The organism is Roseibium aggregatum (genome assembly GCF_017309185.1).
Classification (GTDB): domain Bacteria; phylum Pseudomonadota; class Alphaproteobacteria; order Rhizobiales; family Stappiaceae; genus Roseibium; species Roseibium aggregatum_B.
On record NZ_JAEKJZ010000001.1, the window covers coordinates 362,664 to 386,579 of the forward strand.

The window sequence follows — 23,916 nt, forward strand, 5'->3', positions numbered from 1 at the left end:
CAATATGATTTCTTTATTGTATATAGACAACAAAATCAAGTTGTCAGGAACAAAAAATGCAGGAAGAACAAAAGACCATTCGCAAGCGACAGGTGCCCGCGGTCACCCGGGCCGTGGCGATCCTTCGTCAGTTGGCACGCGAGGAGGAGCCCGTGGGGGTCAACCCTCTGGCGCGTTCGCTCGATCTGATTCCGAGTACTTGCCTGCATATTCTCAGAGCGCTTCAGGACGAGGGGCTTGTCGCTTTCGATCCCGAAACCAAACGCTATTCCATCGGCCTTGGGATCCTGCCGCTGGCGCGTTCCGCTCTGCAGCGCAACACCTTCGCGACCCTCGTTCAGCCGCGGCTCGACCGGTTGTCGGAGGACTTCGGGGTCACGGGGATCGCCACGCAGCTCACCCAGCCCGGGCACATGGTCGTCATAGCCATGTCGCAGTCCAGCATTCCCTTCCGGCTACAGGTGGATCTGGGCAGCCGGTTTCCCGCGCTCATCAGCGCGACCGGCCGCTGCTTCGCCGCCTTCAATCGCGAGAAAGACGAACAGTTGCGCAAGGATTTCGAAGATCTGAGCTGGGATCATCCGCCTGCTTACGAGGACTGGCTGACCGAGGTTTCACAAGCCAGGGACAAGGGCTATGCGGTGGATGCCGGCACTTACATTTCGGGTGTGACGGTCATAGCCGTCCCCCTCTTCGACGCGGGCGGCCGCATGGCCCGCAGCCTCGTCGCCATCGGTATTTCCGAACGCATTCAGACCACCGGGGCAGACCGGGTCGCTGACGCCATGCTGGCGCTGCGCGATCAGATGTCCAGCACACAGATGACAATGGAAGGATGACACATGACAGGAGACGCCTCGGAGGATGGGCGCGCGGAGGAGAACGGCTGGAAGGAACTGAAGATCGGCGGGTTCATGGACCGGGCCGGGCCGTTGCTGGCGCAAAGGCGGAACGGCTCCTGGATCTACGGTCTCCACACGGACGAGAGCCACACCAACCCGGCAGGGGTGCTTCATGGCGGCGTGACGGCCAGCCTGGTCGACCACGCCATCGCAATGGTTGCCTGGGAGGCGACGGGGAGGGTGCCCTGTGTCACCGTTCAGGTGGACCTGCGCTATCTCGAAGCGGCAAAAGCCGGAGACAGGCTGGAGGCACGGGTGGCCATGAGGCACCGTACGAAGTCACTGCTCTTTCTGGATGCGGACGTCACGGTTTCCGGCAAGGCGATCGCATCCGCTTCAGCCGTCATGAAGCCGATCCGAAGAACCTCGGCACCTGTCTCAGACCAGACCGCAGAGAAACAAGATGAGCGATAGCAATCAACCTGAAACCGGCCGGAGGGGACCCTTGTCCGGCGTTCGTGTCCTCGACTTTTCCCGCATTCTTTCGGGGCCCTACGCGAGCATGGTGCTGGCGGACCTTGGCGCGGAAGTCATCAAGGTCGAGCCGGTTGGGAGCGGCGACGAAACGCGCAATTTTCCGCCGTTCAAGGGGCCTCTCAGCCACTATTACATCGCGCTCAACCGCAGCAAGAAGAGCCTGGCGCTCGATCTCAAGTCGCCCAGGGGCAACAAGATCGCCAGGGATCTCGCCGGTCACTGCGATATCGTCCTGGAAAATTTCCGCCCCGGAGTCATGGAGCGCCTGGGCCTGGACTACGAAACGCTTTCCGCCGACCGTCCTGAGCTGATCTACTGTTCGATAACCGGCTTCGGTGACGACAGCCCGTTGGCGAACAAGCCTGCCTTTGACATTGTCGCCCAGGCGCTGTCCGGGATCATGAGCGTCAACCGGGAACCGGGAGCAGCTCCGAACAAGCTTGGCCTGCCTCTGGGAGACATGGCCGGAAGCATCTTTTCCGTGTTCGGCATTCTGGCCGCGCTGGTCGAGCGCGGTCGGACCGGCAGGGGCCAGAAGGTCGATGTCGCCATGCTCGACGGGCTGATCGCCATGCTGGGGTACCTGTCGCAGATATTCTTCGTCACCGGGACGGCTCCGCAACCGATCGGCACCCAGCATCCGAGCATCGTTCCTTACGGCTCGTTCAAGACCAGGGACGGCCATGTCATCGTCGCGTGCCTGACGGAACGCTTCTGGATAAATTTTGCCGAATGCCTTGGCCTCTCGCACCTGACAAAGGATCCGCGTTTTGTGCTTTACCAGGACCGGCTGGCCAACCGAGATCAGCTAGAGCCCCTGATCAGCGAACGCATGCGGCAGGACACGACGGCTTACTGGCTCGACCGTCTGGCGGAATTCGATGTCCCGAACGCGCCCATACTGGACGTCGCAGAAGCGCTGCAACAGGAACATGTCCAGAAGCGGGGGCTCGTGGAAAAGGTTTCCCATCCGGTGGTCGGCGAGATGGATCTCGTTGGAAACCCGATCCGCTTCGGCAACGCGCGGCAAGCGCCTTCCACGGCCCCTTCTCTTCTCGGAGAGGACAGTTATTCCGTACTCAAGCAGTATCTGGATCTGGAGCAAGAGGAATTGCAGGACCTCGCCTCGGAAGGCATCGTTCAATTCGGAGACCGAAAGATGGACGGTTTGTGAGCCGGATCGTTCCGGTCCCTGCAACGGCCCGGCCGATGCGGGGCGGGCGCAGCATCTCACGTCTCCAGTCGAGGCTCCGCAAGCTGCGGATCCGGAATTTTCCAGGCGGTCAGCTTTCCCGCGTTCCCAGCTGAACCGGGGTTTTTCCGTCGGCCGGGTCGTCCGGTTTCTCGCCGGCGAGCCGCAGGGTGCGTTCCAGGAGCTCCTCGTAGACCGGGCGCCCGCCGAGCTGGTGGGCCGTCAGCGAAGCGGTCGTACAGGTCACCAGCACCGGCATGATCAGGGCATAGGCGCCGGTCAGTTCCATGACCAGCACGACACCCACGAGCGGGGCTCGTACGGAGGCCGCGAAGAACCCGCCCATCGCGGCGACGGCGCAGGCGGCGCGGAAATCCGGTTCGAGCGGAAAAAGGTCGATCGAGGCGACGCCGAAAGCAAGCCCGGCACAGGTCGCAATCGACAGCATCGGTGCGAAGATGCCGCCGGGCACGCCCGAGGCGTAGGAAAACAGCACCCCGCTGAAACGAAGAAGCGTCAGGATCATCAGGACGCCAATTCCGTGGTGCGAGGTGATCAGGCCGTGGACGAGATCCTCTCCGCCGCCGGTGGCTTCCGGCAGGGCATTCAGGAGGGCACCGGTAACCCCGCCGATCGCCAGCGCCGGCAGCCAGCGGAATCCGGATGGGATCTTCAGGAAAAGGTCCATGACAGCGATCAGCGCCCGGTTGAAGAACACGCCGAGCGCGCCGAGAAAAACGCCCATAAGGGCCAGCAAGGCAAAGCTCCAGACCGGAACATAGGTGACGTTCACCAGAAGCAGCGGCCCGATATGCGTGAGTTCCTCCGTTATCGCCGCGCTCAGGATCGAGGCGATGATGACCGCCATATAGGTCCGGTAGTTGAACGGGAACTGGCGTCGCGTTTCCTCCACGATGAACAGGATGGCGGCGAGCGGCGCATTGAAGGCGGCGGCGAGGCCGGCGGCGGCGCCTGAGGCGAGAAGTCCCTTGTGATCGTCGGGCCGGATGGCATGGGACCTGGCCAGCGCTTCGGCGGTCATCGCGCCCATGTGAATCGTCGGCCCCTCGCGGCCAAGCACAAGCCCGGACCCAAGTGCCAGGAGCCCGCCGAAGAACTTGGCGAAGAGCACATTGGGCCAATGCAGCGGGCGCTTGTTCTCCATGGCGCCTTCGATTTCCTGGATGCCGCTTCCCGCCGCTTCCGGCGCAACCCGCCGGACAAGCAGAAAGGCGGCGCTGACACAGGCGGCCGATACGGCAATCGACACGGCATAAGACAGGGCTCCGCCACCCAGTTCGGCCCTCAAGGCCGCATAGCGGGTAAGCAGGAATTCCACTCCCGAGTGGAATCCGGTCGACAGGCCGCCAACGAGAATGCCGACGACAGCGGCCTTCAGGAAATACGCGGCATCGGAGCCCGGCGCAAAGGGGCGGATTCGGTCTGTCATATCAGGGCTCACGGAGCGGCCGTTGAAACGGGCCGGGAGAATTCTGGGGTCAAACTGCAAGAAAGGGAAGGCCGTTCAAGAAAAGCCTTCTCGGCCAAACGGAAAACGCGCGGAGTGTCCGCGCGTTTTGCTTGACTGGGAATTGGTCCGGCGGCCCGGACCACGGTCAGATCACATGGACGGTGGTGCCGACGCCGACACGCTCGTAGAGGTCGATCACGTCTTCGTTGCGCATGCGGATGCAGCCCGAGGAGACCGCATGACCGATGGTCCACGGCTGGTTCGAGCCGTGAATGCGGTAAAGCGTGGAGCCGAGATACAGCGCGCGGGCGCCGAGCGGATTTTGCGGGCCGCCGGCCATGTGCACCGGCAGGTCGGGGCGCCGTTTGCGCATTTCCGCCGGCGGCCGCCAGTCCGGCCATTCCGCCTTGCGCGTGATCTTGTGCGTGCCCGCCCATTCGAAACCGGGTTTGCCGACGCCGACACCGTAGCGGCGGGCCGTGCCATCCCTTTGCACGAGGTAGAGGTAGCGCTCATTGGTGTCGATCACGATCGTGCCGGGTTTGCGCGAACCCGTGTAGTTGACGATGGTCGGCAGGAACTGCGGCGCGACCTGCCGTGTCTGCTGCGTCCGTCTTTGTGCCCGGGGGGCGGGCTCGAGACTGCGCGACCACCAGTTCGCGCGACGGACCTGCGGCTGCTGAACCTGGCGCGGCTGGTAGCGGCGCTGCTGAACGGGCGCCTGAACACGACGGGCTGCCCCGGGCTGCAGCTGCAGAACCCAGGGTTCGGTCAGGTTCGGACTGAGAACGAGCGGCGGCGGCGCCACCTGGCCGGCAATTGCTCCGCCGCTGAGGACGGAAACGGCAAACAGGGCGCCGGCGACGAGCCGGACCTTTGAGGAAACGCTTTGAACGAACACCATGGCAGCACTCTTTAACTTGTCATCGACCACGCCGGTTAACGGATTGGCAACGATGATAGGCAGAGGCAGGAAGCCAAAAAGTGAATCCCGAACGTGGAATTCCGGTAATTGTTTCTTATGGTTAGTGCTTGGTTGAGGAACAGGCTTAACAAAGTCCTAGCCGTCACGGCGCGTGGAATTAGGCTGCCGCGAACGGGATTGAAAACCTTGCTCTTTCGGAAAAAGGTTGGTTAACGCACCCGCCTGCGGGCATCGCGGGCCACCAGGGGCAGGACCTGCCGTGTCTGCTTCATGGACATGCCTGGTTTGATCCGCGGATCGTAAAGCATGTTCAGGATGAGCTGATCGAACACCGTGAACCGGCTGTGGCGGGACGAATCGTTAAACACGGAATGAATGAGTTCCGAATCGTCGTTCATGGGGCCGAGACCCTGCAGAAGTTCTTCCACGAGGCAGCGTTTGAAAAGGAACTCGCCTTCGTCGGAGACGATCACCGCCGCGGAGCGCTTGATGCCGCGCGACCCGGAGACCACCCGGACAAGGCATCTGCCTGGCACCCGGGCGCGGTCGTTCTTGTAGACATCCTTCTTGACCACCGGCTCGTACTGCGAACGGTCGACAACATAGACCTCGAAATTCGCGCGCGCAGGATCCTTCGCGATAGCCGTTGTCAGGCCGCCGATCCGGTTGCCGATCTCACGTATGAACCGGTGGACCGTGTTCCGCCGGTCGCGCCTCGAAAGATTGTGTACGTAAAAAAGAACAGGCTTGGTGAATTTCTTGACCTGGTACGGCCGCCAGCTCCAGCTTCGGTATTCAAGCCCGAAGACGGTTTTTTCGAAACCGGCAATCAGTTCCTCGGTCGAAAAGGAGTCGCTTGCGGCGCGTGCCGGAAGCGGAACGAAGAGCAAGGCAATCGAGAGGATGGTCAGGAACGAACGCATGGATGTCATTGAGCTTTGAAAAACCGTTGTGACCCTTTCGGCATTGTCCCTTCGAGGCCGCCACCCAAGCGTATGGTCAAGCCGGTCCCTTCCAGGTGCCGCAGAAGATAGCCAAAGCGTCTTGAAGAGGGAAGCAAAGAAACCGTTACCGCCGGGATGCCGCCCTTGTAAATTCCTGCAATTCTTGAAAAAACAATTCTTTAAACTTCGCCGGTTATAACTGAAGCCTGTTGCGCTAAGAAACGCCCCAGGGGCAAGGGACGGGAGACGGCATGGCCGCGGTGAAGAAATCTTTTCGGGCGGAAAACCTGATACGAATGCATTCCGGAGCTCAGGAAGACCCTCTCTTCGTTGAGGAGCGCCGCCACCAGGAGATTCTGGAGGAGATCGCCGGCCTCAAATCCATGATCCGCAAAGGCGGCGGGGGTTCACAGCAGGCGGTGGATCCACAGGAGATGAGCGAAAAGTTCATGTCCGAGTTCCGCAAGGAACTGTCGGAAGCCGCGAAACTCAAGGTCGAACTCGACTCGATTTACGAGGCGATCGCGCAGACCAAGAAGGAAATCGCGACCCTGCATGTCACGACCGGCTCCAAGGGCGAGGAAATGACACGGGTCACCAACGAGCTGGATGCGGTCGTGGTCGGCACCGAAGGGGCGACGGAAAGAATTCTGTCCGCGGCGGAATTCATCGACGAAACAGCCAATACCCTGTCCGGCCGGGTCGACCGGGACGATGCAGGACTCACATCCGACATTCAGGAGCAGGTCGTTCAGATCTTCGAAGCCTGTAACTTCCAGGATCTGACCGGTCAGCGCATTACGAAAGTCGTCGCCACGCTGCGCTTCGTCGAGGACCGTATCATCCAGATGATGGATATCTGGGGCGGTATCGAGACATTCAAGGACATCGAAGTCGACGAGCGGGAAGTCAAGGAAGGCGACGCGGCTCTCCTCAACGGCCCGTCGCTGGAAAGCGACGTGGATGTCGCCTCCCAGGACGATATCGACGCCTTGTTCGCCTGAGTTTTTCTGTCTCACGCAAGATTGGCCCGGCCCTCGCGCCGGGTTTTTCATGTCCGGACCCTGGAAGCGGTCTCCGGTGTCTTGCGCTTTCCGGACCGTAGCGGTATGAGTTGAGAACAAACAGTGAATATTCGAGGGGCCATGGCCGACACGAAATCCGCAACCGCTGCAAAGCCTGAACGCGATCCGGTGACCGGTCTTCTGGAAGGCACGGACGGATTGAAACGCTGCTGGTGGCACGGCGGTCTGGACGATTATCAGCGCTATCACGACACCGAATGGGGCTGGCCGGTCGACGAGGACTGGCGCCTGTTCGAGAAAATCTGCCTGGAGGGGTTTCAGTCAGGCCTGTCCTGGCTGACGATCCTGCGCAAGCGCGAGGCCTTCCGGGCGGCCTTCGCCAATTTCGAGTTCGAGAAGGTGGCCGTCTTCACCGAAGCGGATGTGGAGCGGTATCTTCAGGACAGCGGGATTGTCCGCCACAGAAAGAAGATCGAATCCACCATCAACAACGCGAAGCGCGCGCTGGACCTGGTATCCGAATTCGGGTCGCTGGCCGCCTATTTCTGGTCCTTTGAACCCAAGCCGGAAAACCGCCCGCCCAGGCTCGATTTCGAGACCGCCCGAACTCTCGGCAAGACGGCGGAAAGCACGGCCTTGTCCAAGGATCTCAAGAAGCGGGGCTGGAGTTTCGTCGGCCCGACCACCGTCTACGCCTTCATGCAGTCCATGGGGATGGTCAACGACCACCTGGAAGGCTGCTGCTGCCGGGAGAAGGTCGAGCAGGCGCGGGCGGACTTCCTGAGGCCGGTCTGATCGTCTGACGAAGGTTTACTTCTATCCGGCGCCCTGGGTGTCGGAGCCGGGTGTCGTTCCGAAACGCTTCTTGTAGGCGGTGACGAAATTCGAAACATGGGCGTAGCCCGCCTCATGGGCAATTTCCTTCAGCACGCGGGACCCGTCCAGAAGGCTGAGGCGCGCGCTATCGAGCCGCTGCGCCTTGGCGAAACCGAAAATGGTCGACCCGAAAAGTGTCTTGAAGGCCTGGTTCAAGGTCTTCCGGTCGATCCCGGTGTCTCTTGCCAGGGTCTCAAGATCCGGCAGGTTCAAGGGATCCGAGACAATCCGGTCGCGGATGTCATGAACGGCATTCCTGACACGGGGAGGCACGGGGGTGGTGTTCGCGATGTTCTCGGCGCCGGGATCGTCGAGCAGGTGGGCGAGCAGCACGCGCGCCATTCCGTCAACCTGCAGGGCGCGCAAGGATCCGGTGAGCTTTTCCTGAAACAGGCTGGCGCCCAGATATTGAAGAGCGGCCGGATTTTGTCTGCGAACCTGACCGGTCCTTAAGCCCTCGTCCTCCAGAAGGTGCTGGAACCTGTGCGGCACAACGCCAGTGAGACGGTTGTCGAGCTCGTCGCGCGACAAGGTGTAGGTGATCATCCTGAGAGCGGAATTGGCCTGAAAGGAAAAGGTCGCCACAGTGCCCGGCAGGCCGTGCGCGGTTGACGTTCCAGCCTGGTAACGTGCGTTCACGCCGTCTTCCACATCGAGGGCATAGTGCCCGGCAAGCGTCGACTGCAGGCAGAGGCAGTCTCCCTGTTCGCGGATGTCGGTTGTTAGCTGAAAAGGCCGTTTGGCCTTGATTTCCGAGACATTCGCGACGATGCCGGGTCCGACGACCAGGCGTTCCAGAGCAACGCTGCCATAGTCCGCGGTCAGCTCCTTGATGTCTGTCAGCCGGAACGCATCCCGCTTTCTGGTGTCTTCCAGAACCCGCCAATCGATGGATGACTGCGCCATTTCTTCTCCCGCCGCCTTCAGGTTCGGCAATGGCGGAAAAGTTACGCATTTTCGAAACAATCGTCCACGTTGTACGGCATGTTTCGCAAAGTTTATTGGGTGATGGTGTCCATCAGCGCTCCGACTTCGGCCAATCCGGTTGAAAGCGGCAACCCGTTATAGGCCTTGAGCACTCGGGACCTTGCATCGTCCGACGAAATGTCGCCGGTGCTGACGAGATAGGTTCCGGGATCGAGTGGCAGGACGCTGCAGTCGATCGGATGCATCGCTCCCCAGGAGAAATTGAATGTCGTGGCGCCGAACGCGTTTTGGCCCAGAACCGGTTCGACCGGAGAAATCTCCTGGCCGATGCCTTCAAGCAGTCTGCCGACAGGCCCGGCAAGGGGCATCTCCGAGTTGAGCAGATAGGCCGTTTCGCAAAGGGTTGCGAGGCCTTGAGCGTTGAGGGACGCACCGGGGACGCCGATCAGCGCGATGTCCAGGAGTGCCGCCTTGTGCAGCGTGTCGATGAAAAACCCTGGACCGCCCGTATTGCGCAAGAGTTCCAGCGTCACTTCGATGGGAAAGCGTCTGTGAACCGAATGGACCGCGCCGTTTCGGTCCCTCGAGATGCTGCCGGCTGTCAGGATCTCGTACAAGGCCCGGTAAGCTGTCGCACTGGACTGCTCCGTTTCGCCGGCATCGAGCGAAAAGCCCAGAACCGAACTGGGCGACATTGCCCTGAGCGGCCCGACGCCGGTCGGGTAATCGATGGTGCCGCCCATGAAAGCCAGGGCGCAGGGACCCGTGCAGGTCTGTCCCGGGCCGACAACGGTGCCGATCTTCCTGTCCGCGAAGAAATTGGCAAGATCGACTGCGGCGGCATTGTCGCCTCCTTCGCCGGCAAGGCAGACATTCAACCCCCATTCCCCGGCCGCTTCGAACGCCGCGTCGGGTTGAGCCGCCAGATCCCGGAAGGTGTCCTTGAACCGGGCGACGGTGTCACCGTCGATGGGACCGGAGATCTCTACACCGCACTGGCCCGACAGGCGCAACTCTGGGGGAAGAGCCTGGTTATCCAGGACGATGACGTCGGCGCTGGCGCTCGTCGGCAGGGCCAGTAGCGCTGCAAGGAAAAGCGTCAGCGGCTTGAAAGGCAGCAGTCTCATGTCGCCCACCGTTTTCAGCCGACCGGTTTCTGGACGAGGATCTTGTAGTTGAACCGCAGTCCGGTGTTCGTCTCTATCGAGAAGTGATCGTAGTAGTTCCCTTTGCCCGGAGGGGCCTGGTAGTAGATCGCCTGGCCGGTGCTGCGCAGGCCGGCGCAGCGTTGCATGGTCGCCGCGCCGCGCCCGTCGACTGACCTGTTCGGCAGGAAGAAATTGGTGGGCTGAACATAGGCGCGGCCATAGCGGGGCGGCTTTACGATCCGGACTTTCACCGGGAGCGGCGAGCAGTCCTTGTTCAATCTCCAGCGAATTCCGACTTCCAGAGGAACGCCGGCGATGGCCTCATGCTGTTCGTTGCGGACGACTTTCCGCTTTGAATTCGCGGCCAGGACCGGACCCGTCGACGCCTTCGAACCGTCCCAGGCGTTGTCCGCCAGAAACTTGTTTGCCTGTGTCCACTCCTCCTGAGAGGGAAGCGTGGAATTGCAACCGGTCAGAATGCCGGCCGACAAGACAGCGGTAAGAACAACGGTCCGCATGCGAACTCCTTCTGGAACGGATGAGCTTTCGTGCGCGCACCATAAGTGCCTGTCCAGAGGCACGGGCTCCCAAAATCTTATGCAAAACGGGATTTTTGTTATGGGTTTTGGGTATCGCAAGGCCGGGGCGCCAGGATCGGAAGTGTGTCCTCCGCGTGGGTCGGGCCGGCGCATGCCGTCAACGATTTTGGAGTACTTGGTTGGCCCGGTCTTGAGTTCAGAGGCGCAAACTTGGGGAACCCGCCATTTTCTTCGGTGTCATCCCGGACAAGCGCAGCGCAGATCCGGGACCCACTCGCCCTTCCTGTTGGCAACGCTGGATTTTGTTCCACTTCGCTCTGAAAATGAGTGGGCCGCGGGTCTTCGCTCCGCTGCGTCCGGGGTGACCACGAAGGGGATTGCGAGGCCCGACGGCAAAAGGCAGAGCCTAAGCCTTGAGCCAGGACCTATTCTTCAGCGGTTGAACTGGTCTCGGATCTGGACACGGTCCGGGGAGTTGCTGCCGTGAAGCCTACCGGCCTCACCCGCCAACCTTCTCCTTCAGTGGAGAAAACAGCGGATTGTCCTTCGAAAAGACGTAGTCGAGCGTTTCGACGGTGACCGTTTCCGCGCCTTCCTCGATCAGAAGCTTGGCGCAGTCGGCGACCGCGTCCTTCGGGCAGAGCACGTTGACGCGGTGGCTGTCGCCGCTGTCGGCGAAGCGCTGCACGGCGCCGACATTGCTGACGGCTCTCAGCGCCTGGGTCCGGTCGTCGACCTGGGCCTTGACCAGCTTGACGTTGCGCGCGGCTTCCTCCGCCGCCACCCGGTCCAGGATCGCGCGTGCGGCGGCAAGGGCGGATTGCGACCAGTCGGCGCTCAGCGAGGCGACCAGATTGGCCTGGCTTTTCAGCATCACGCCGTCAGTCAGGATCTTAAGGTTGTTGGCCTGAAGGGTGGAGCCGGTGGTGGTGATGTCGACGATCAGCTCCGCCGAACCGGCGGCCGGCGCACCTTCGGTCGCTCCGGCGCTTTCCACGATCCGGTAATCGGCGATGCCGTGCCCGGCGAAGAAGGAGCGGGTCAGGTTGACGTATTTGGTGGCGACGCGCAGACGGCGGCCGTGCCGGTTGCGGAAATCGGAGGCGACGTCGGAAAGATCCGCCATGGTTTCCACGTCGATCCAGGCTTTCGGCACGGCGACGACCACATCCGCCGGACCGAAGCCGAGCGGGGTCACGATATGGACGGTGTTCACCGGATCGGTGATGTTCTCATGAACCAGATCGAGCCCGGTAATGCCGAAATGGACCGAGCCTTCGGAAAGGGCGCGCGCGATTTCGGAGGCCGACAGAAAGGCGATCTCGACATTGTGCAGCCCCTTGATCGCACCGCGGTAATTGCGGGCGCCGCCGGGCTGGAGCACCTTCAGGCCGGCGCGGCCGAAGAACTCGTGGGTGTTTTCCTGGAGGCGGCCCTTGGAGGGGATGGCGATGATCAGCTTGGTCATGGGTCAGCCCTCTGAGCTTTCGGCGATGCGGTCCAGCCACATGGAAAAACCGATGGCCGGAACGTCGTTCTCCGCGCCCAGAAGGGTCACGAGCTTGTCGTAGCGCCCGCCGCCGACCAGAGGACCCTCGACACCGCTTGCCGGCGCGTGAATTTCGAAGACGAAGCCGGAGTAATAATCGAGACGCCGGCCGAATTCCGCCGAAAACGTCAGGCTGGACGGGTCGAGGCCTTTCCGGGCCAAAGCTTCCAGACGCTTCGCGAAAGCGGCGATCGGCGTTTCCAGATCCAGCGAAAATTCAGTCGCAAAGCCGCGCAGCATGTCGGAGGCCGTTGCACCGTCTGCTTTCAGCGAAAGATAGGCGTTGAGCGTTTCGGCGGCCTTGTCATGGCCTTGCGCGCCGCTGGCAAGGGCGGCCTGTTCCAGGAAGCGGTCGGCGATTTCGCTTGGCGTCCGCCCGCCGACGGCGGAGATCCCGGCAATGGAAAGGAGATCCTCGACCACCGCATGGGCGGCTGCCGGGTCGGCGCCTTCCAGCGCGGACAGGAACCCGAGCCGAACGTCGCGGCTGTCGTCGTCCGGTGTGGAGCCTCCGGCCATCCGGCCGATCGCCGCCGACAGTCTGTCGGTTTCGCCGAAGAGGTCGCGCAGACGGCGGCGCCAGACCGAGGGCAGGTCGAGTTTTTCCAGAATGGCGGCGAAGATCGTCTCGTCGCCGATGCGGATGATCCGGTCCCTGACGCCGAAGAGATCGAGCGCCTGCACGGAAAGCGCCAGAAGGTCGGCGTCCGCCTCCGCGATATCGCTCCGACCCAGGCTCTCCGCGCCAAGTTGTGGGATCTCGCCCAGTCCGTTCGGTCGCTGGCGGAAGACGGGGCCGTTATAGCAATAGGCCGCCGGTAGACCGGCGCCGGCAAGGCCCAGGTGATGACGGCACACGGGGATGGTGAAATCGGGCCGAAGGCACAGGTCCACGCCGTCCGTGCCGTTGGTCAGAAACAGCCGGCGGCGGATGTCCTCGCCCGTCAGGTCCAGAAAGACGTCGGCCGGTTGCAGGATCGGTGGGCTGACGAAAGCATGGCCCGCCGCCTTGAACAGGTCCAGCACCGCGTCAATCGCAGTGGGGGCGAGCTCCGGTTTTCCTCCCGTGGAAGTCATCGTTCAGCCCTCGCTTGCCCGTTTACGGTCGTCCTCGTGACCGTCCAGAAGTCCGCGCACGGTCTCTACCAGATCGGCTTCCTTGACGGTGACCTGCGCCGGCCGGCTTTCGCGCCAGGTGATGTTGTCGGTAATCTCTTCCGACAGCCGCTTGCCCTCGATCAGATCCTTGATCTGGATCTCGCCCGCCTCGCGCTCATCGGAGCCCTGGATGACCGCCACCGGGCAGCCGCGCCGGTCGGCGTATTTCAGCTGGTTGCCGAATTTCTTCCAGTTGCCCTGGTACATCTCCGCCCGGATGCCCGCCTGGCGCAGGTCCTGCACCATTTTCTGGTACTTGCCGAGCGCAGCGACATCGCCGTCCATGACGGTGACCAGAACCGGGGCGACGACGTCGGCTGTACCCAGTTTGCCGAGGTTCTTCAGCGCGGTCATCAGGCGCGACACGCCGATGGAAAAGCCGGTCGCCGGAACGTCTCGGCCGGTAAAGCGCTTGACCAGCCCGTCATAGCGCCCGCCGCCACCGACGGACCCGAACTGGACGACTTCGCCCTTCTCGTTGGTCACGTCGAACAGCAGTTCGGCCTCGTAGACGGGGCCGGTGTAATATTCCAGGCCGCGGACGACGGAAGGGTCGATCTTGATGCGGTCCTCGCCGTAGCCGCAGGAGGCGAAGATCGCGGCCATCGTGTTCAGTTCCGAAATCCCTTCATTCTCGAGAGATCCCGTTCCGGAAACGAAAGCGGCGATGGTGTCGATGGCTGCGGCGTCCAGTTCCGCGCCCTTGGTGAAGTCGCCGCTTTCGTCCTTGCGGCCTTTGCCCAGAAGCAGACGCACACCCTCGATGCCGAACTTGTCGAGCTTGTCGATGGCGCGCAGCACCGTGAGGCGCCGCTCGGCGTTGTCCTCACCGCCGAGACCGATGGAATCCAGAACGCCGTCGAGAACCTTGCGGTTGTTCACCCGGATTACGTATTGCCCGCGCGGAATGCCGAGAGCTTCCATCGTGTCCGACATCATCATGCACATTTCCGCGTCCGCCTGGACGCCGGGCGCGCCGACTGTGTCGGCATCGAACTGCATGAACTGGCGGAACCGGCCCGGTCCCGGTTTCTCGTTGCGGAACACCCAGCCGGCCCGATAGGTGCGGTAGGGAAGCTGGATCTCGTTGATCAATTCAGACACATGGCGGGCGAGCGGGGCGGTCAGGTCGTAGCGCAGGCTCATCCACTGCTCGTCGTCGTCCTGCACGGAAAACACCCCGGCGTTCGGCCGGTCGGTGTCAGGCAGGAACTTGCCGAGGCAGTCCGTGTATTCGAAGGCCGGCGTTTCGACCGGATCGAAGCCGTATTGCTCGTAGACCGCACGGATCTTGGCGAGCATCTCGTCCGTGGCACGGATGTCGGCGGCGGAACGGTCGACAAAGCCCCGGGGCAGCCGGGCCTTCAGTTTGTTCGGTTTCTTGGCCATGAAGTCCTTGGATCCTGGCGAGTGTCGCGCCGGTTTCAAGGCTTTCGAAAAGCCCCGGCGTCCGGCGCCAAGCATGTTGCGGCTGTCCTAGACGAAACAGGGCTTTAGGGCAAGACGGCTGGAAAGGTGGAAGGGGAGGGAGCAGTGTACACGCCACAGCCAATTTCTCGGAGAAGTGCCGGAATTTCAGCGTGTCCCAACAAATGCGTGTCACCCCGGGCGAGCGTAGCGAGACCCGGGACCTACTCATTTGCAGAGCTTGGCAGGTTTATCACGTGGGGCTTGCGAACATAGCAACCGTTTTTTAGGTCAAGAGGCGAGTGGGCCCCAGATCTCCGCTGCGCTTCGTCCGGGGTGACAACGGAGGAATATGGTTATGGCATAGATCCCGGCCTTCCGCTGCGCTGTAGCCGGGATGACAATTTCTCAGGTAGGCCACATTTCGCGCACAGTCGCCGCGCAAAAGGCGGCAAAGCCAAGGGATGCGGTTGGAAAACCATCTGTCTTTTCTTGTTTTTAATTTCTGCCGGGCTATTGTCCGCGCGATTTTGTCAGACGGAAGCCGAATGGCGGGAAAGCGCCTCGAACCGGCGGACGCGGAGTGCGAATGGAAAATGCGGTGAGCTTGGCGGATGAGATGACCAGTGGTGGCGGCGCTCCAAATCCCGTCCCGGCCGCGGATGCCGCCGAACTCAGCGTGATCCTGCCAAGCTTCAACGAAGCCGAGAATATCCCGATCCTGATCGATCTCCTGAAGGCTGCCCTGGACGGCATTGCCTGGGAAGCCATCGTCGTCGACGACAATTCTCCGGACGGCACGGCGGAGGTCGCCAGAAACATTGCGCGGATCGACCCGAAAGTGCGCGTCATCCGGCGCATTGGCAGGCGTGGCCTTTCCGGAGCGTGTATCGAGGGCATGCTGGCCTCGTCCGCACCCTATGTCGCGGTGATGGACGCCGACCTTCAGCACGACGAGACCATGCTGCCGAAGATGCTCGCGGAACTGAAAGGCGGCGATACGGATCTCGTTGTCGCCAGCCGGAATGTCGAGGGGGGAACCGTTGGTGAGGGCCTGTCTTCCATTCGCGCCTGGGGCTCGAACATCGCCAACGGACTGGCGCAGAAACTCCTGAACGTCACCCTGAAGGACCCGATGAGCGGCTTCTTCATGATCCGCCGGGAGAAGGCGGAAGCGCTGGCGCCGAAATTGTCCTCGCAGGGCTTCAAGATCCTGCTGGATCTGGTGTCGAGCGCCGGCGGTGCGCTCAAGATCAAGGAACTGCCTTTCACCTTCCGCGAGCGCCAGCATGGCGAGAGCAAGCTCGATACCCTGGTGACCTTCGATTATTTCGGCCTGCTGCTGGCCAAATATTTCGGCAACGTCGTCTCTGTCCGCTTTCTGATGTTCGGCCTTGTGGGCGCCAGCGGCCTGTTCGTTCACCTTGCGGCGCTGAGAGTGTTCCTGCTCGGCGGGGTGGAGTTCAATCTGGCGCAGACAGCGGCGTCTTTCGTAGCCATGACGACCAACTTCTTCCTGAATAACCAGCTTACCTACCGGGACCGCAGGTTGCGCGGCCTCCGGGCGCTGATCGGCCTTTTCACATTCTACGCTGTGTGTTCGGTTGGCGTTCTCGCCAATGTCGGCGTCGCCAACCTGATCTATGCGGACCCGGCCTACTGGTGGTTTGCCGGAACGGCGGGCGCGATCATGGGCGCGGTCTGGAACTACGCCGCAAGCTCCGCGCTGACCTGGCGCAAGAGCTGATCAAGAAACATTCGAGACCTCGTTTTGAGCAAAGAGCCTACATCCGCGGAGTTGCCGTTTTTTCTTCGGCCTGCGGGGCTGTTGGTCATTGTCGGAATTCTGTCGGCCGTAAAACTCTTTGCCGCCGGCAACGCCCACTTCGTCGAGGACGAGGCCTATTACCGGATCTGGGGCCTTTATCCGGCCCTGAGCTATTACGATCATCCGCCGATGATCGGCTGGTGGATCGCGCTGGGCCAGATGCTCTTCGGCGATACGGTGTTCGCGGTGCGGGCGCTTGTGGTCCTCATGGGGCTCGCCGGGTCGCTCGCGCTCTGGCGCACGGCGGCCATTCTCTTTGACCGGCGCGTCGCCGGCTGGTCGGTGCTGCTGCTCAACACCACGCTTTTGCTCGGGATCGGCGGTATTCTGGCGACGCCGGACGCGCCATCCGTTTTCTACTGGGGCCTGAGCCTGTGGGCGCTGGCCGAACTCAGCCGCTCGAAAAACGCCAACTGGTGGCTCGCCGTCGGTCTCATGGCAGGGCTCGGCCTGCTGTCGAAATACTCTGTCCTTTTCCTCGGCGCCGGCATCGTGCTCTGGCTCTTGTGGGTGCCGGAAGCCCGCCGCTGGTGGACCTCCTGGCAGCTTTGGGCGGGCGGTTTGATCGCGCTTCTGTGCTTTGCGCCGGTGCTTTACTGGAATCAGACCCACGACTGGCTGAGTTTCGAAAAGCAGTTCGGGCGCGCGGGCAACGGCGGCTTCACGTTCAAGTATATTTTCGAGTATCTGGGCGCGCTTTTCGGCCTGCTCAATCCGCTCACGGCGGTTTTGAGCGTGATGGGGGCGGGGATCCTCCTCAAGGGGCTCAAGCGGAAGGATAGCGCGGCGTCTCTCGTTCTACTGACCAGCCTGCCGTTCTTTTTCTATCTGATTGTCCACGCGTTCCATGCCCGCGTTCAGGCCAACTGGCCGGCGCCGCTCTTTCCCGCGTTCGCGATGATGGCCGCCAGTTTCGTCGCCGGATGCGGGGCCGGGCAACGGTTCTGGCCCCGCTTCGCCATCGGTGGAATCCTGGTTGGCATGCTTGCCGCCGTCCTGGTCCAGTTCCATGCGGTCTCTCCGCTCACCGGCCAACTGGCCCGCAAGGACCCGACCTTTCAGTTGCGCGGCTGGCCCGAGATCGGGCGAGAGCTTCGTGCGATCGCCGAAGCCGAGCAGGCGAACTATGTCGCGACCACCAGCTACGGCCTGAACGGCCAGCTCGACTTTCTCCAGAAAGATGGCCTTCCCGTCATCCAGTTGACCGAGCGCATCCGGTATGTGATGGCGCCGCAGCCGTCCATGGATCTGTTTGACCGGCCCGGCATTTATGTGACGGAGAAGCGCCGGGACAATGCACGCTTGCTCAGGAAGTCCTTCGCCAAGGTGGAAAAGCGCGCTGAACTGGTACGCGAGGTCGACGGCGTGCCGCTGGAGACACTGAACGTCTACAAGGTAGAGGGCCGTATCGGGCCGGTATTCGAGCCGATTCCCTATCGCCGGTAAGCTCTGACCTCAAAAATGCTCCGGCAGAAAATTCATGGTCACGGAAAGTAAGCCTTGAAATGACATGATCTATGATTCAGGTTTCGGGGAACCTACTACCCTCTGCGTGAATCGTTCCCGACTCTTGATGAAGCGAATTACCCTCGGTGCTCTGGATTACGGCCTCGCCTTCGGCGTGGACAGGGCCTTGCGCGAATTGGTTGAAAACGGTCGCCTGAGCGCGCTTGGCGCGCTGGTGGCGACCGAGCTGTGGCCGCGCGAGTTCCGACCGCTGCAGGAGACGGTCGAAAAGGTTGGCAAGAAGGCGATGTTCGGCGTGACGCTCGCCTTCAGCGGCGACCGGGTCGCGCCGGTCAGTACGCGGATGCAGGAGATCTATGGCGGCCGCATGCTCAGCAGCGGGCAGATCCACCGGCGGGCTTTCCTGAGGCTTCTGCCGGACGAACTGCTTCTGGAAGAGGCGCAGGCGCAGCTGGCCCGCTACAGCGTGCTCATGAAGCGTCAGCCGGACTTCGTGGCCGTTCGCGAAGGTCTGCTGTCACGGACCTCGCTGGCCCGGATCGTCTTCAAGGCAATCGCGCACGCCGACTATGAAACGCCGCCGCTCGTCGTGTCGCCCGTCAACCCGGGCCTGACGGCGCTGCGTCTTGCGCGGATCGCCAAGTCGTTCGGCCTGGAAATGCTGCCGAAGGCCGATCCGCTGCCGGCAACGAGCGATGCGGAGGAATTGCATCGTCTCCTGCTGAACCATTTCGACGGCATGAGCGATCGCAGCTTCGTCGCCGCGATCCCGGGACGGCCGGACGAACGGCTCAATCGGGACGAACCAAGAAAGAAAGTCGCGATCCGGGAGTGCCAGTACGAGGTGCTGGCGAGCGTTCGCTTCTTCCACACTTTGGAAAAGAAGGACGTATTCTTGAATTAAGAGGCGCCGCGACCCGATGGGTTTGCTTTGATGGCGGTTTGTATAGGGTGTGCAGGAACACTCTTCCAAAGCCCTGAAACGAAAAAACGGCCCTGCGGGGAACAGGACCGTTTTTCGTGGAGGCCGGAAGAGGGAGGGGTAACCCGCTTCCATGTACATTTATATAGGGCTAATTTGATCGAATGCACGTGATTGGCATCACACGATTGCGTTTGGGCGGCAATTAGGGAAGATGTCAGCGTCAACCGGCAGGGGGTAGCTGTGGCGGAAATAAAAGACTTCTTGAAGAACAGCTTTTCGCTGGAAGGGCTTGAACCGGACCTGGCCGTTGGCCTTTCGCGTCTTGCGCGGCCCATGAAGATCCCGGCGGGAACGGTGCTTTTTGAAAACGGCGATCCCGGAAACGGCTGCTACGCGGTGCTGGACGGCTCCCTGAAAGTCTCGCTTCTGTCGGTGGAAGGCGACGAACAGCTTCTGGCGGTGCTCGGTCCGGGCGACCTTGTCGGCGAACTGGCGCTGCTGGACGGCCGTCCCCGATCCGCAACGGTCAGCGCCCTGAAGGAGGCGCAGCTTGCCTTCATCGACAAGGCTGCCTTCCAGCGCTTTTCGGACGAAAACCCGGCGGTCTACCGACACATGCTGTCAATCGTCGGCAAACGTCTGCGCCACGCGAACGACGTTCTCGCCGCGCGTTCCTTCCTGCCGCTTCCCGGCCGGGTCGCCCAGACCCTGCTGCAGTTGTCTGAAACCTTCGGCAAGCCGCTGGAAAACGGCCGTATCCTGATCCACTACAAGCTCAGCCAGGCCGACATCGCCAACATGGCCGGCGCGGCGCGCGAGAACGTCAGCCGGGTCCTCAACGACTGGAAACGCTCCGGCACGATCAGCCGGATCTCCGGCTATTACTGCCTGGAGCAGGTCGAGTTTCTGGAACAGGCGTCGACGCTTTAGCGCCTGTGGGGAATGAGGTCCGGCCGTGGCGCGTGCCGGATTTCGGTCTTCGGGAAAAAGAAAAGTTTGGGGTGGTGTCTCTCTCCACAACGACGTTCGCCGACCGGCCTTCTGATCGTTGCCTGGAAAGAGGCCGCAGATCAGTGGTTCGCATCCACCAAGGTTTTGCGCGCCAGCCTCACAAGCCAACGGCAAAAATCGTGCGCCAGTTGAGGATTGCTGCTGCGGTCCAATGCGATGGCCCTGTATGTCATGCCGGTGGGCACTTTCGAGCCTGCCACCACATTTAGCCTGCCCTGATTCACGGCCTGATACACATAGCTTTCCGGCCCAATGTAGAGCCCTTGGCCTGTGGCTGCCGCCGGAATTGCGAGGTGGTGATGGGGAAAACGGGCTCCGAACCGAATTTCCTGTTGCGTTTGTCCAGTCGCGGCAAGCCAAAGCGGCAGAATGTCGGGACGGGAGTTTACCATCAGCAGCGGCACACGGTTGATTACTGACACATCCTGGCCCTGTATTAGATGTGGCGCCCCGGCACACACAACGTGTTCCTCCAGCACATTCCATTCGTCACCAGGCTCATCAAGCGCCAAGTCGCGGGTCAGCAGTACATCAAAGGTATCGGCGAAGCCGGGTTTGGCCAGATTGCTGTCAAAGTCCACGATCGCATCATAGGTTTCCAGGAAGTCGGAAAGCTGCGGGATGATGAACTCCTGCGCGAAGGTTCCGATGGACGTGCGTACCGTCAGTCGCCGGTCGCTACCTTCGGAACGACGCATCAGCTGCGCCGAAAAGGCAATGGAGTCGATCGGGTCACGAACAGCATCGGCAAACCTCTGACCGTATGCGGTGAGCCTGATTGAGCGCCCCTGTCGTTCGACCAGCGTGGCACCGAGATAATCTTCGAGAACGGCCAGATGGCGGCTGGCGGAGCTTTGGGTGATGCCAAGGATCTTTGCTGCTTTGGTGACGCTCAGTTCTCTGGCAATCACGGAATAGGCCCGCACCGCATTGAGAGGTACATCGTGCAGACGACTGTGCATATCCAAGATCTACCATCCACGCGGGTTTTGCTTCCCGCCCGCATAGCACAAATCATGATACGCATCATCCGGCACCTTACGGATCGAGATTCCGCGCTCAACGCAGATAGGATTTCTCCAACATGCGGACCCGCTCCATCTTCTGAAGGCGAAACACTTCGTTGACAGGCGCAATCTCTGCATCAACGTTGAGAATTCCGCCTTCCCGCCGGATCCGTGCGAAGCAGTCCTGCATCGCCTTGACCGACGCACGAATTGCGTGATTTCCCCATATAGCTATTGCCACTTTGCCAGAGCGGCTCATCCGCTCGGTTGTCATTTCCGGATAGGAGGTGGGTACAAGCACAAGCGGACACGGGTCTGTCCACCCTTCGATGAACGCCTCGATTTCATCAGGTGTTTTCGATTTGGAATGAACCAAAAGAAGGTCTGCGCCTGCTTGAGCGTAAGCATATCCGCGGCGTAGCGCCTCTTTGACGCCCTGGCCCGCAATCAGAGCCTCGGTGCGGGCGATGATCTTGAAACAGCCATTGTCGCGTGCATTACAGGCGGCTTCGATCTTGCCCTGAAACTCTTCTGTTCTCAAAAGCTCCTGACGGCCACCTTCCACAAGGCTGGTGACCTTGGGAAAGAGCTTGTCCTCGATGACCACTGCCGATGCTCCGGCGCGTTCATATTCTCTCACGGCATGATCGACATTCACGGCATTTCCGAAGCCTGTGTCTATGTCGGCAATAACTGGACAGGTCACCTGGGCAGCCATCGCGCGGGTCATCGACAGATGCTCTGTCATCGTGGTCAGACTGACATCGGGCAGGCCATAGAGAGCGGACAGCTCGAACCCTGAGGCCCAGATCGCATCAAAGCCCGCCTCTTGTGCCAGTCTTGCAGAGAGAGGTGAATGGGCCGCCATTGCCTGGATCAGGGGGCTTTCTGAAAGGAGGGAAGAGAGGGGTTTCATCGGGTCGCATTCGCCTTTGTGTCTTTTGGAAAAACAAATTCCTTTTCAGTTCTCGTGGAGGATGAGGCAAGGGAACTCATTGCAGCTTTCGGTCTTTCGCATCGGGTTTTGCGATTTCGAAAATAGCCCAAAACGGTTCTCAGCAGTTAAGGGCTACAAGCGCCATGAACCTGCGTGAAGGGATTTTCTCATGAAAAATGTCTTTGTTCTTGATCCGATCGGGGAACCGGGACTGAAACTGCTGTGTTCCCAGTCAAAGGTGGTCCGTTGGGATCACCCCGATGTGTCAAGCTGGCGAGAGTTGGCAGACGGGGTCATCGTCCGGAGCACCAGCCGTATCACCGCAGACGACATTGCGGCGTGTCGGCGCCTGAAGGCGATATGCAAACAGGGGGCAGGTGTCGATAAGATCGATGTCGAAGCGGCTCATCGGCACAACGTCATCGTTATGAATACGCCCGGCGCAAACGCCGAAAGCGTCGCGGAACTCAGTGTCGGGCTCGCCCTGGCATTGGCCCGGCGCATCCCGGTCTGCGATCGCAGCTTGCGGCTTGGGGAAGTCACTTCGCGTGAGGATTTCGAAGGACAGGGACTATGGGGTAAAACTGTCGGGGTGATCGGTCTTGGTCATATCGGCACAAAGGTCGCAAATATATGGAAACACGGGTTTTGTGCAACCATCTTGGGATATGACCCTCAACTTCCGGAGCCTCTCTGGGCAGGACTGTCTGCAACTGCCGAGGTGGAGCGTGCGCGCGAGCTGGACCCGCTTTTGTCCAGAGCGGATCTGGTTTCGGTGCATGCGCCGCTGACCCCGCAAACCGCCGGTTTGATCGGGACGCGACAGTTACGCACCATGAAACGGAGTGCGATGTTGGTCAGCACGGCGCGTGGAGGCGTCGTCGATGAGGCCGCATTGTTTTCCGCCTTGAAGACTGGAGAAATCTACGGGGCTGCACTTGATGTCTTTGAGAAAGAGCCGCCTCAAATGGATCATCCGCTTTTCTCGCTCCCGACCTTTGTAGGCACTTGCCATATCGGTGGTACGACAGTGGAAACCAAGGCCCGTGCCTCGCTGGTTGCGGCGCAGCAGTTGCTCAGGGTGCTCGACGGAAAGCCACCCGTCAACTCGGTCTGACTTGTCCCGGTTTTCAGTTTACAGCACTTGCGCGCCGCGTGGCCTATCAGGGCATGCGGCGTTTTTAGTTTCAATTGTCATTCGCTGTTGGAAAGGCATGCATCGCAAAACGCGATAATGTGACGCGCAGTCGTCACATACACAGCGTAGCTCGGTGACCTGGAAGGCCGCAGCACGTCGCGGTCTCAAGTGTCCTTGGAGAGCAGCGATGACCGCGCTTCGCATACGTCATGTCAACAAGTCCTTCAGCCGTTCCGCACCCGTACTGAATGATATCAATCTCAGTATTGCGCCTGGTGAGCTGGTTGGTCTGATCGGTGCTTCCGGGTCCGGAAAATCCACCTTAATCCGCCTGATTTCGGGGTTCGAAACCATCGACCGCGACGAGGGGGAAATAGAAATCCTGGGCCAGAAGGTGCAGAGCGGCGGGAAACGCCTGATCGCTGCCCGCAACGTTCGCCGAGATGTTGGTGTCATATTCCAACAGTTCAACTTGGTGAACAGATTGTCTCTCCTGACCAACGTCCTTCTCGGTCGATTGGGACGGGTCAGCCGTCTGCGCGGAACCATCGGGTTGTTTTCGATAGAGGATCGCATTCGGGCGCTTCGCGCCCTGGAGCGGGTCGGGATCGTAGATCTGGCCCGTCAGCGGGCCTCCACGCTTTCTGGCGGTCAGCAGCAACGCGCTGCCATCGCACGGGCTCTCACCCAGGAGGCCAGGCTTGTGCTGGCTGATGAGCCCATCGCCTCTCTCGATCCGAAGTCTGCAGATGTTGTCATGGGGCTGCTGTGCGAAATCAACCGGCGCGACAAGGTGACGATCGTCGTTTCCCTGCACCAGATCGATTACGCCTTTCAGTATTGCTCCCGCATCTTGGCATTGAAGGACGGCCGGATCGTGCATGACGGCTCCCCACATGACATCGGCGAAGAGGCGCTGCGGGCGATTTACGGGATCGAAGACACCAACGCCCGTCGCGCTCTGCGTCCTGCCAAGCAGGACATGGCGATAGCAATGCCGCCCGAAACCGATGCTGCCGGTATGCGCTTCCCAACAAAAAGAAGACCTGAAACGGCACTCTGA

Annotated in this window: 22 protein-coding genes; 11 read left to right on the plus strand and 11 right to left on the minus strand. The window is 61.0% G+C overall.

What is annotated here, in order from left to right:
• Window positions 1-56: 56 nt before the first annotated feature.
• Genes JF539_RS01670 through JF539_RS01680 form a run of 3 tightly spaced genes read left to right on the plus strand, consistent with a single transcriptional unit; the run spans window position 57 to window position 2,553 of the window.
• Window positions 57-839 (plus strand): IclR family transcriptional regulator, encoded by a 783-nt coding sequence (locus JF539_RS01670; protein ID WP_207138563.1) that lies wholly within the window; start codon window positions 57-59, stop codon window positions 837-839.
• 3 nt (window positions 840-842) lie between these two features.
• Window positions 843-1,316, plus strand: coding sequence for a PaaI family thioesterase (locus tag JF539_RS01675; protein ID WP_207138564.1), 474 nt, complete (start codon window positions 843-845; stop codon window positions 1,314-1,316).
• A complete protein-coding gene (locus JF539_RS01680) occupies window positions 1,306-2,553 on the plus strand; it encodes a CaiB/BaiF CoA transferase family protein (RefSeq protein ID WP_207138567.1) in 1,248 nt (415 codons plus the stop codon). The genes JF539_RS01675 and JF539_RS01680 overlap by 11 nt, the downstream gene beginning before the upstream one ends.
• A gap of 109 nt (window positions 2,554-2,662) precedes the next feature.
• Here JF539_RS01680 and clcA read toward each other — a convergent pair whose 3' ends face one another.
• The 3 genes from clcA to JF539_RS01695 form a co-directional block, all read right to left on the minus strand.
• Window positions 2,663-4,021, minus strand: coding sequence for a H(+)/Cl(-) exchange transporter ClcA (gene clcA / locus JF539_RS01685; RefSeq protein ID WP_207138569.1), 1,359 nt, complete (start codon window positions 4,019-4,021; stop codon window positions 2,663-2,665).
• Between the two features lie 166 nt (window positions 4,022-4,187).
• Window positions 4,188-4,946, minus strand: a complete 759-nt coding sequence (locus JF539_RS01690; RefSeq protein WP_207138570.1) for a L,D-transpeptidase — start codon at window positions 4,944-4,946, stop codon at window positions 4,188-4,190.
• A 230-nt stretch (window positions 4,947-5,176) separates the two neighbouring features.
• Window positions 5,177-5,899 (minus strand): DUF2927 domain-containing protein, encoded by a 723-nt coding sequence (locus JF539_RS01695; RefSeq protein WP_209016954.1) that lies wholly within the window; start codon window positions 5,897-5,899, stop codon window positions 5,177-5,179.
• A gap of 308 nt (window positions 5,900-6,207) precedes the next feature.
• On the opposite strand from JF539_RS01695, the gene JF539_RS01700 reads away from it, so the two are divergent.
• Together JF539_RS01700 and JF539_RS01705 are read left to right on the plus strand one after the other, a co-directional pair.
• Entirely contained in the window at window positions 6,208-6,915 is a 708-nt protein-coding gene (locus JF539_RS01700; RefSeq protein WP_236042325.1) for a protein phosphatase CheZ, read from the plus strand.
• 141 nt (window positions 6,916-7,056) lie between these two features.
• A complete protein-coding gene (locus tag JF539_RS01705; RefSeq protein WP_207138574.1) occupies window positions 7,057-7,731 on the plus strand; it encodes a DNA-3-methyladenine glycosylase I in 675 nt (224 codons plus the stop codon).
• Between the two features lie 21 nt (window positions 7,732-7,752).
• On the opposite strand, the gene JF539_RS01710 is transcribed toward JF539_RS01705, so the two are convergent.
• The 6 genes from JF539_RS01710 to hisS form a co-directional block, all read right to left on the minus strand.
• Entirely contained in the window at window positions 7,753-8,718 is a 966-nt protein-coding gene (locus JF539_RS01710) for an AraC family transcriptional regulator (protein WP_207138575.1), read from the minus strand.
• A gap of 92 nt (window positions 8,719-8,810) precedes the next feature.
• Window positions 8,811-9,866 (minus strand): hypothetical protein, encoded by a 1,056-nt coding sequence (locus tag JF539_RS01715; protein ID WP_207138577.1) that lies wholly within the window; start codon window positions 9,864-9,866, stop codon window positions 8,811-8,813.
• Between the two features lie 14 nt (window positions 9,867-9,880).
• Entirely contained in the window at window positions 9,881-10,405 is a 525-nt protein-coding gene (locus tag JF539_RS01720; protein ID WP_207138579.1) for a hypothetical protein, read from the minus strand.
• A 520-nt stretch (window positions 10,406-10,925) separates the two neighbouring features.
• Window positions 10,926-11,894, minus strand: a complete 969-nt coding sequence (gene hisG / locus JF539_RS01725; RefSeq protein ID WP_207138581.1) for an ATP phosphoribosyltransferase — start codon at window positions 11,892-11,894, stop codon at window positions 10,926-10,928.
• A 3-nt stretch (window positions 11,895-11,897) separates the two neighbouring features.
• Window positions 11,898-13,052 carry an ATP phosphoribosyltransferase regulatory subunit gene (locus JF539_RS01730; protein ID WP_207138583.1) on the minus strand — a complete coding sequence of 385 codons (1,155 nt, stop codon included), beginning with the start codon at window positions 13,050-13,052 and terminating at the stop codon, window positions 11,898-11,900.
• A 3-nt stretch (window positions 13,053-13,055) separates the two neighbouring features.
• Entirely contained in the window at window positions 13,056-14,522 is a 1,467-nt protein-coding gene (hisS, locus tag JF539_RS01735; protein ID WP_207138585.1) for a histidine--tRNA ligase, read from the minus strand.
• Between the two features lie 637 nt (window positions 14,523-15,159).
• On the opposite strand from hisS, the gene JF539_RS01740 reads away from it, so the two are divergent.
• The 4 genes from JF539_RS01740 (at window position 15,160) to JF539_RS01755 (ending at window position 19,690) form a co-directional block, all read left to right on the plus strand.
• On the plus strand, window positions 15,160-16,287 hold the full coding sequence (locus tag JF539_RS01740) for a glycosyltransferase family 2 protein (protein ID WP_207140772.1): 1,128 nt from the start codon (window positions 15,160-15,162) through the stop codon (window positions 16,285-16,287).
• Between the two features lie 24 nt (window positions 16,288-16,311).
• A complete protein-coding gene (locus JF539_RS01745) occupies window positions 16,312-17,814 on the plus strand; it encodes an ArnT family glycosyltransferase (RefSeq protein ID WP_209016955.1) in 1,503 nt (500 codons plus the stop codon).
• 127 nt (window positions 17,815-17,941) lie between these two features.
• Window positions 17,942-18,739 carry a ChbG/HpnK family deacetylase gene (locus tag JF539_RS01750; RefSeq protein WP_207138587.1) on the plus strand — a complete coding sequence of 266 codons (798 nt, stop codon included), beginning with the start codon at window positions 17,942-17,944 and terminating at the stop codon, window positions 18,737-18,739.
• A gap of 261 nt (window positions 18,740-19,000) precedes the next feature.
• The gene (locus JF539_RS01755) at window positions 19,001-19,690 is read left to right on the plus strand and encodes a Crp/Fnr family transcriptional regulator (protein ID WP_207138589.1); all 690 of its coding nucleotides are present in this window, start codon (window positions 19,001-19,003) and stop codon (window positions 19,688-19,690) included.
• Between the two features lie 140 nt (window positions 19,691-19,830).
• Here JF539_RS01755 and JF539_RS01760 read toward each other — a convergent pair whose 3' ends face one another.
• Window positions 19,831-20,733 carry a LysR family transcriptional regulator gene (locus JF539_RS01760; protein ID WP_209017133.1) on the minus strand — a complete coding sequence of 301 codons (903 nt, stop codon included), beginning with the start codon at window positions 20,731-20,733 and terminating at the stop codon, window positions 19,831-19,833.
• A 97-nt stretch (window positions 20,734-20,830) separates the two neighbouring features.
• On the minus strand, window positions 20,831-21,694 hold the full coding sequence (locus tag JF539_RS01765) for an isocitrate lyase/phosphoenolpyruvate mutase family protein (RefSeq protein WP_207138593.1): 864 nt from the start codon (window positions 21,692-21,694) through the stop codon (window positions 20,831-20,833).
• Between the two features lie 190 nt (window positions 21,695-21,884).
• Here JF539_RS01765 and JF539_RS01770 point away from each other — a divergent pair, with 190 nt between their 5' ends.
• Together JF539_RS01770 and phnC are read left to right on the plus strand one after the other, a co-directional pair.
• Complete coding sequence (locus JF539_RS01770) at window positions 21,885-22,832, plus strand: hydroxyacid dehydrogenase (RefSeq protein WP_207138595.1); 948 nt, start codon at window positions 21,885-21,887, stop codon at window positions 22,830-22,832.
• Window positions 22,833-23,040: 208 nt separating this feature from the next.
• Window positions 23,041-23,916, plus strand: coding sequence for a phosphonate ABC transporter ATP-binding protein (gene phnC, locus JF539_RS01775; RefSeq protein WP_207138597.1), 876 nt, complete (start codon window positions 23,041-23,043; stop codon window positions 23,914-23,916).

Excerpts from the sequence above, each read along its gene's own strand:
- JF539_RS01695 (WP_209016954.1), bottom strand. The coding sequence starts at position 5,899 with ATGACATCCATGCGTTCGTTCCTGACCATCCTCTCGATTGCCTTGCTC.
- clcA (WP_207138569.1), bottom strand. The coding sequence starts at position 4,021 with ATGACAGACCGAATCCGCCCCTTTGCGCCGGGCTCCGATGCCGCGTAT.
- JF539_RS01760 (WP_209017133.1), bottom strand. The coding sequence starts at position 20,733 with ATGCACAGTCGTCTGCACGATGTACCTCTCAATGCGGTGCGGGCCTAT.
- JF539_RS01770 (WP_207138595.1), top strand. The coding sequence starts at position 21,885 with ATGAAAAATGTCTTTGTTCTTGATCCGATCGGGGAACCGGGACTGAAA.
- phnC (WP_207138597.1), top strand. The coding sequence starts at position 23,041 with ATGACCGCGCTTCGCATACGTCATGTCAACAAGTCCTTCAGCCGTTCC.
- JF539_RS01670 (WP_207138563.1), top strand. The coding sequence starts at position 57 with ATGCAGGAAGAACAAAAGACCATTCGCAAGCGACAGGTGCCCGCGGTC.
- JF539_RS01705 (WP_207138574.1), top strand. The coding sequence starts at position 7,057 with ATGGCCGACACGAAATCCGCAACCGCTGCAAAGCCTGAACGCGATCCG.
- JF539_RS01680 (WP_207138567.1), top strand. The coding sequence starts at position 1,306 with ATGAGCGATAGCAATCAACCTGAAACCGGCCGGAGGGGACCCTTGTCC.
- JF539_RS01710 (WP_207138575.1), bottom strand. The coding sequence starts at position 8,718 with ATGGCGCAGTCATCCATCGATTGGCGGGTTCTGGAAGACACCAGAAAG.
- hisS (WP_207138585.1), bottom strand. The coding sequence starts at position 14,522 with ATGGCCAAGAAACCGAACAAACTGAAGGCCCGGCTGCCCCGGGGCTTT.
- hisG (WP_207138581.1), bottom strand. The coding sequence starts at position 11,894 with ATGACCAAGCTGATCATCGCCATCCCCTCCAAGGGCCGCCTCCAGGAA.
- JF539_RS01690 (WP_207138570.1), bottom strand. The coding sequence starts at position 4,946 with ATGGTGTTCGTTCAAAGCGTTTCCTCAAAGGTCCGGCTCGTCGCCGGC.
- JF539_RS01750 (WP_207138587.1), top strand. The coding sequence starts at position 17,942 with ATGAAGCGAATTACCCTCGGTGCTCTGGATTACGGCCTCGCCTTCGGC.
- JF539_RS01740 (WP_207140772.1), top strand. The coding sequence starts at position 15,160 with ATGACCAGTGGTGGCGGCGCTCCAAATCCCGTCCCGGCCGCGGATGCC.
- JF539_RS01715 (WP_207138577.1), bottom strand. The coding sequence starts at position 9,866 with ATGAGACTGCTGCCTTTCAAGCCGCTGACGCTTTTCCTTGCAGCGCTA.
- JF539_RS01675 (WP_207138564.1), top strand. The coding sequence starts at position 843 with ATGACAGGAGACGCCTCGGAGGATGGGCGCGCGGAGGAGAACGGCTGG.
- JF539_RS01700 (WP_236042325.1), top strand. The coding sequence starts at position 6,208 with ATGCATTCCGGAGCTCAGGAAGACCCTCTCTTCGTTGAGGAGCGCCGC.
- JF539_RS01730 (WP_207138583.1), bottom strand. The coding sequence starts at position 13,052 with ATGACTTCCACGGGAGGAAAACCGGAGCTCGCCCCCACTGCGATTGAC.
- JF539_RS01720 (WP_207138579.1), bottom strand. The coding sequence starts at position 10,405 with ATGCGGACCGTTGTTCTTACCGCTGTCTTGTCGGCCGGCATTCTGACC.
- JF539_RS01765 (WP_207138593.1), bottom strand. The coding sequence starts at position 21,694 with ATGAAACCCCTCTCTTCCCTCCTTTCAGAAAGCCCCCTGATCCAGGCA.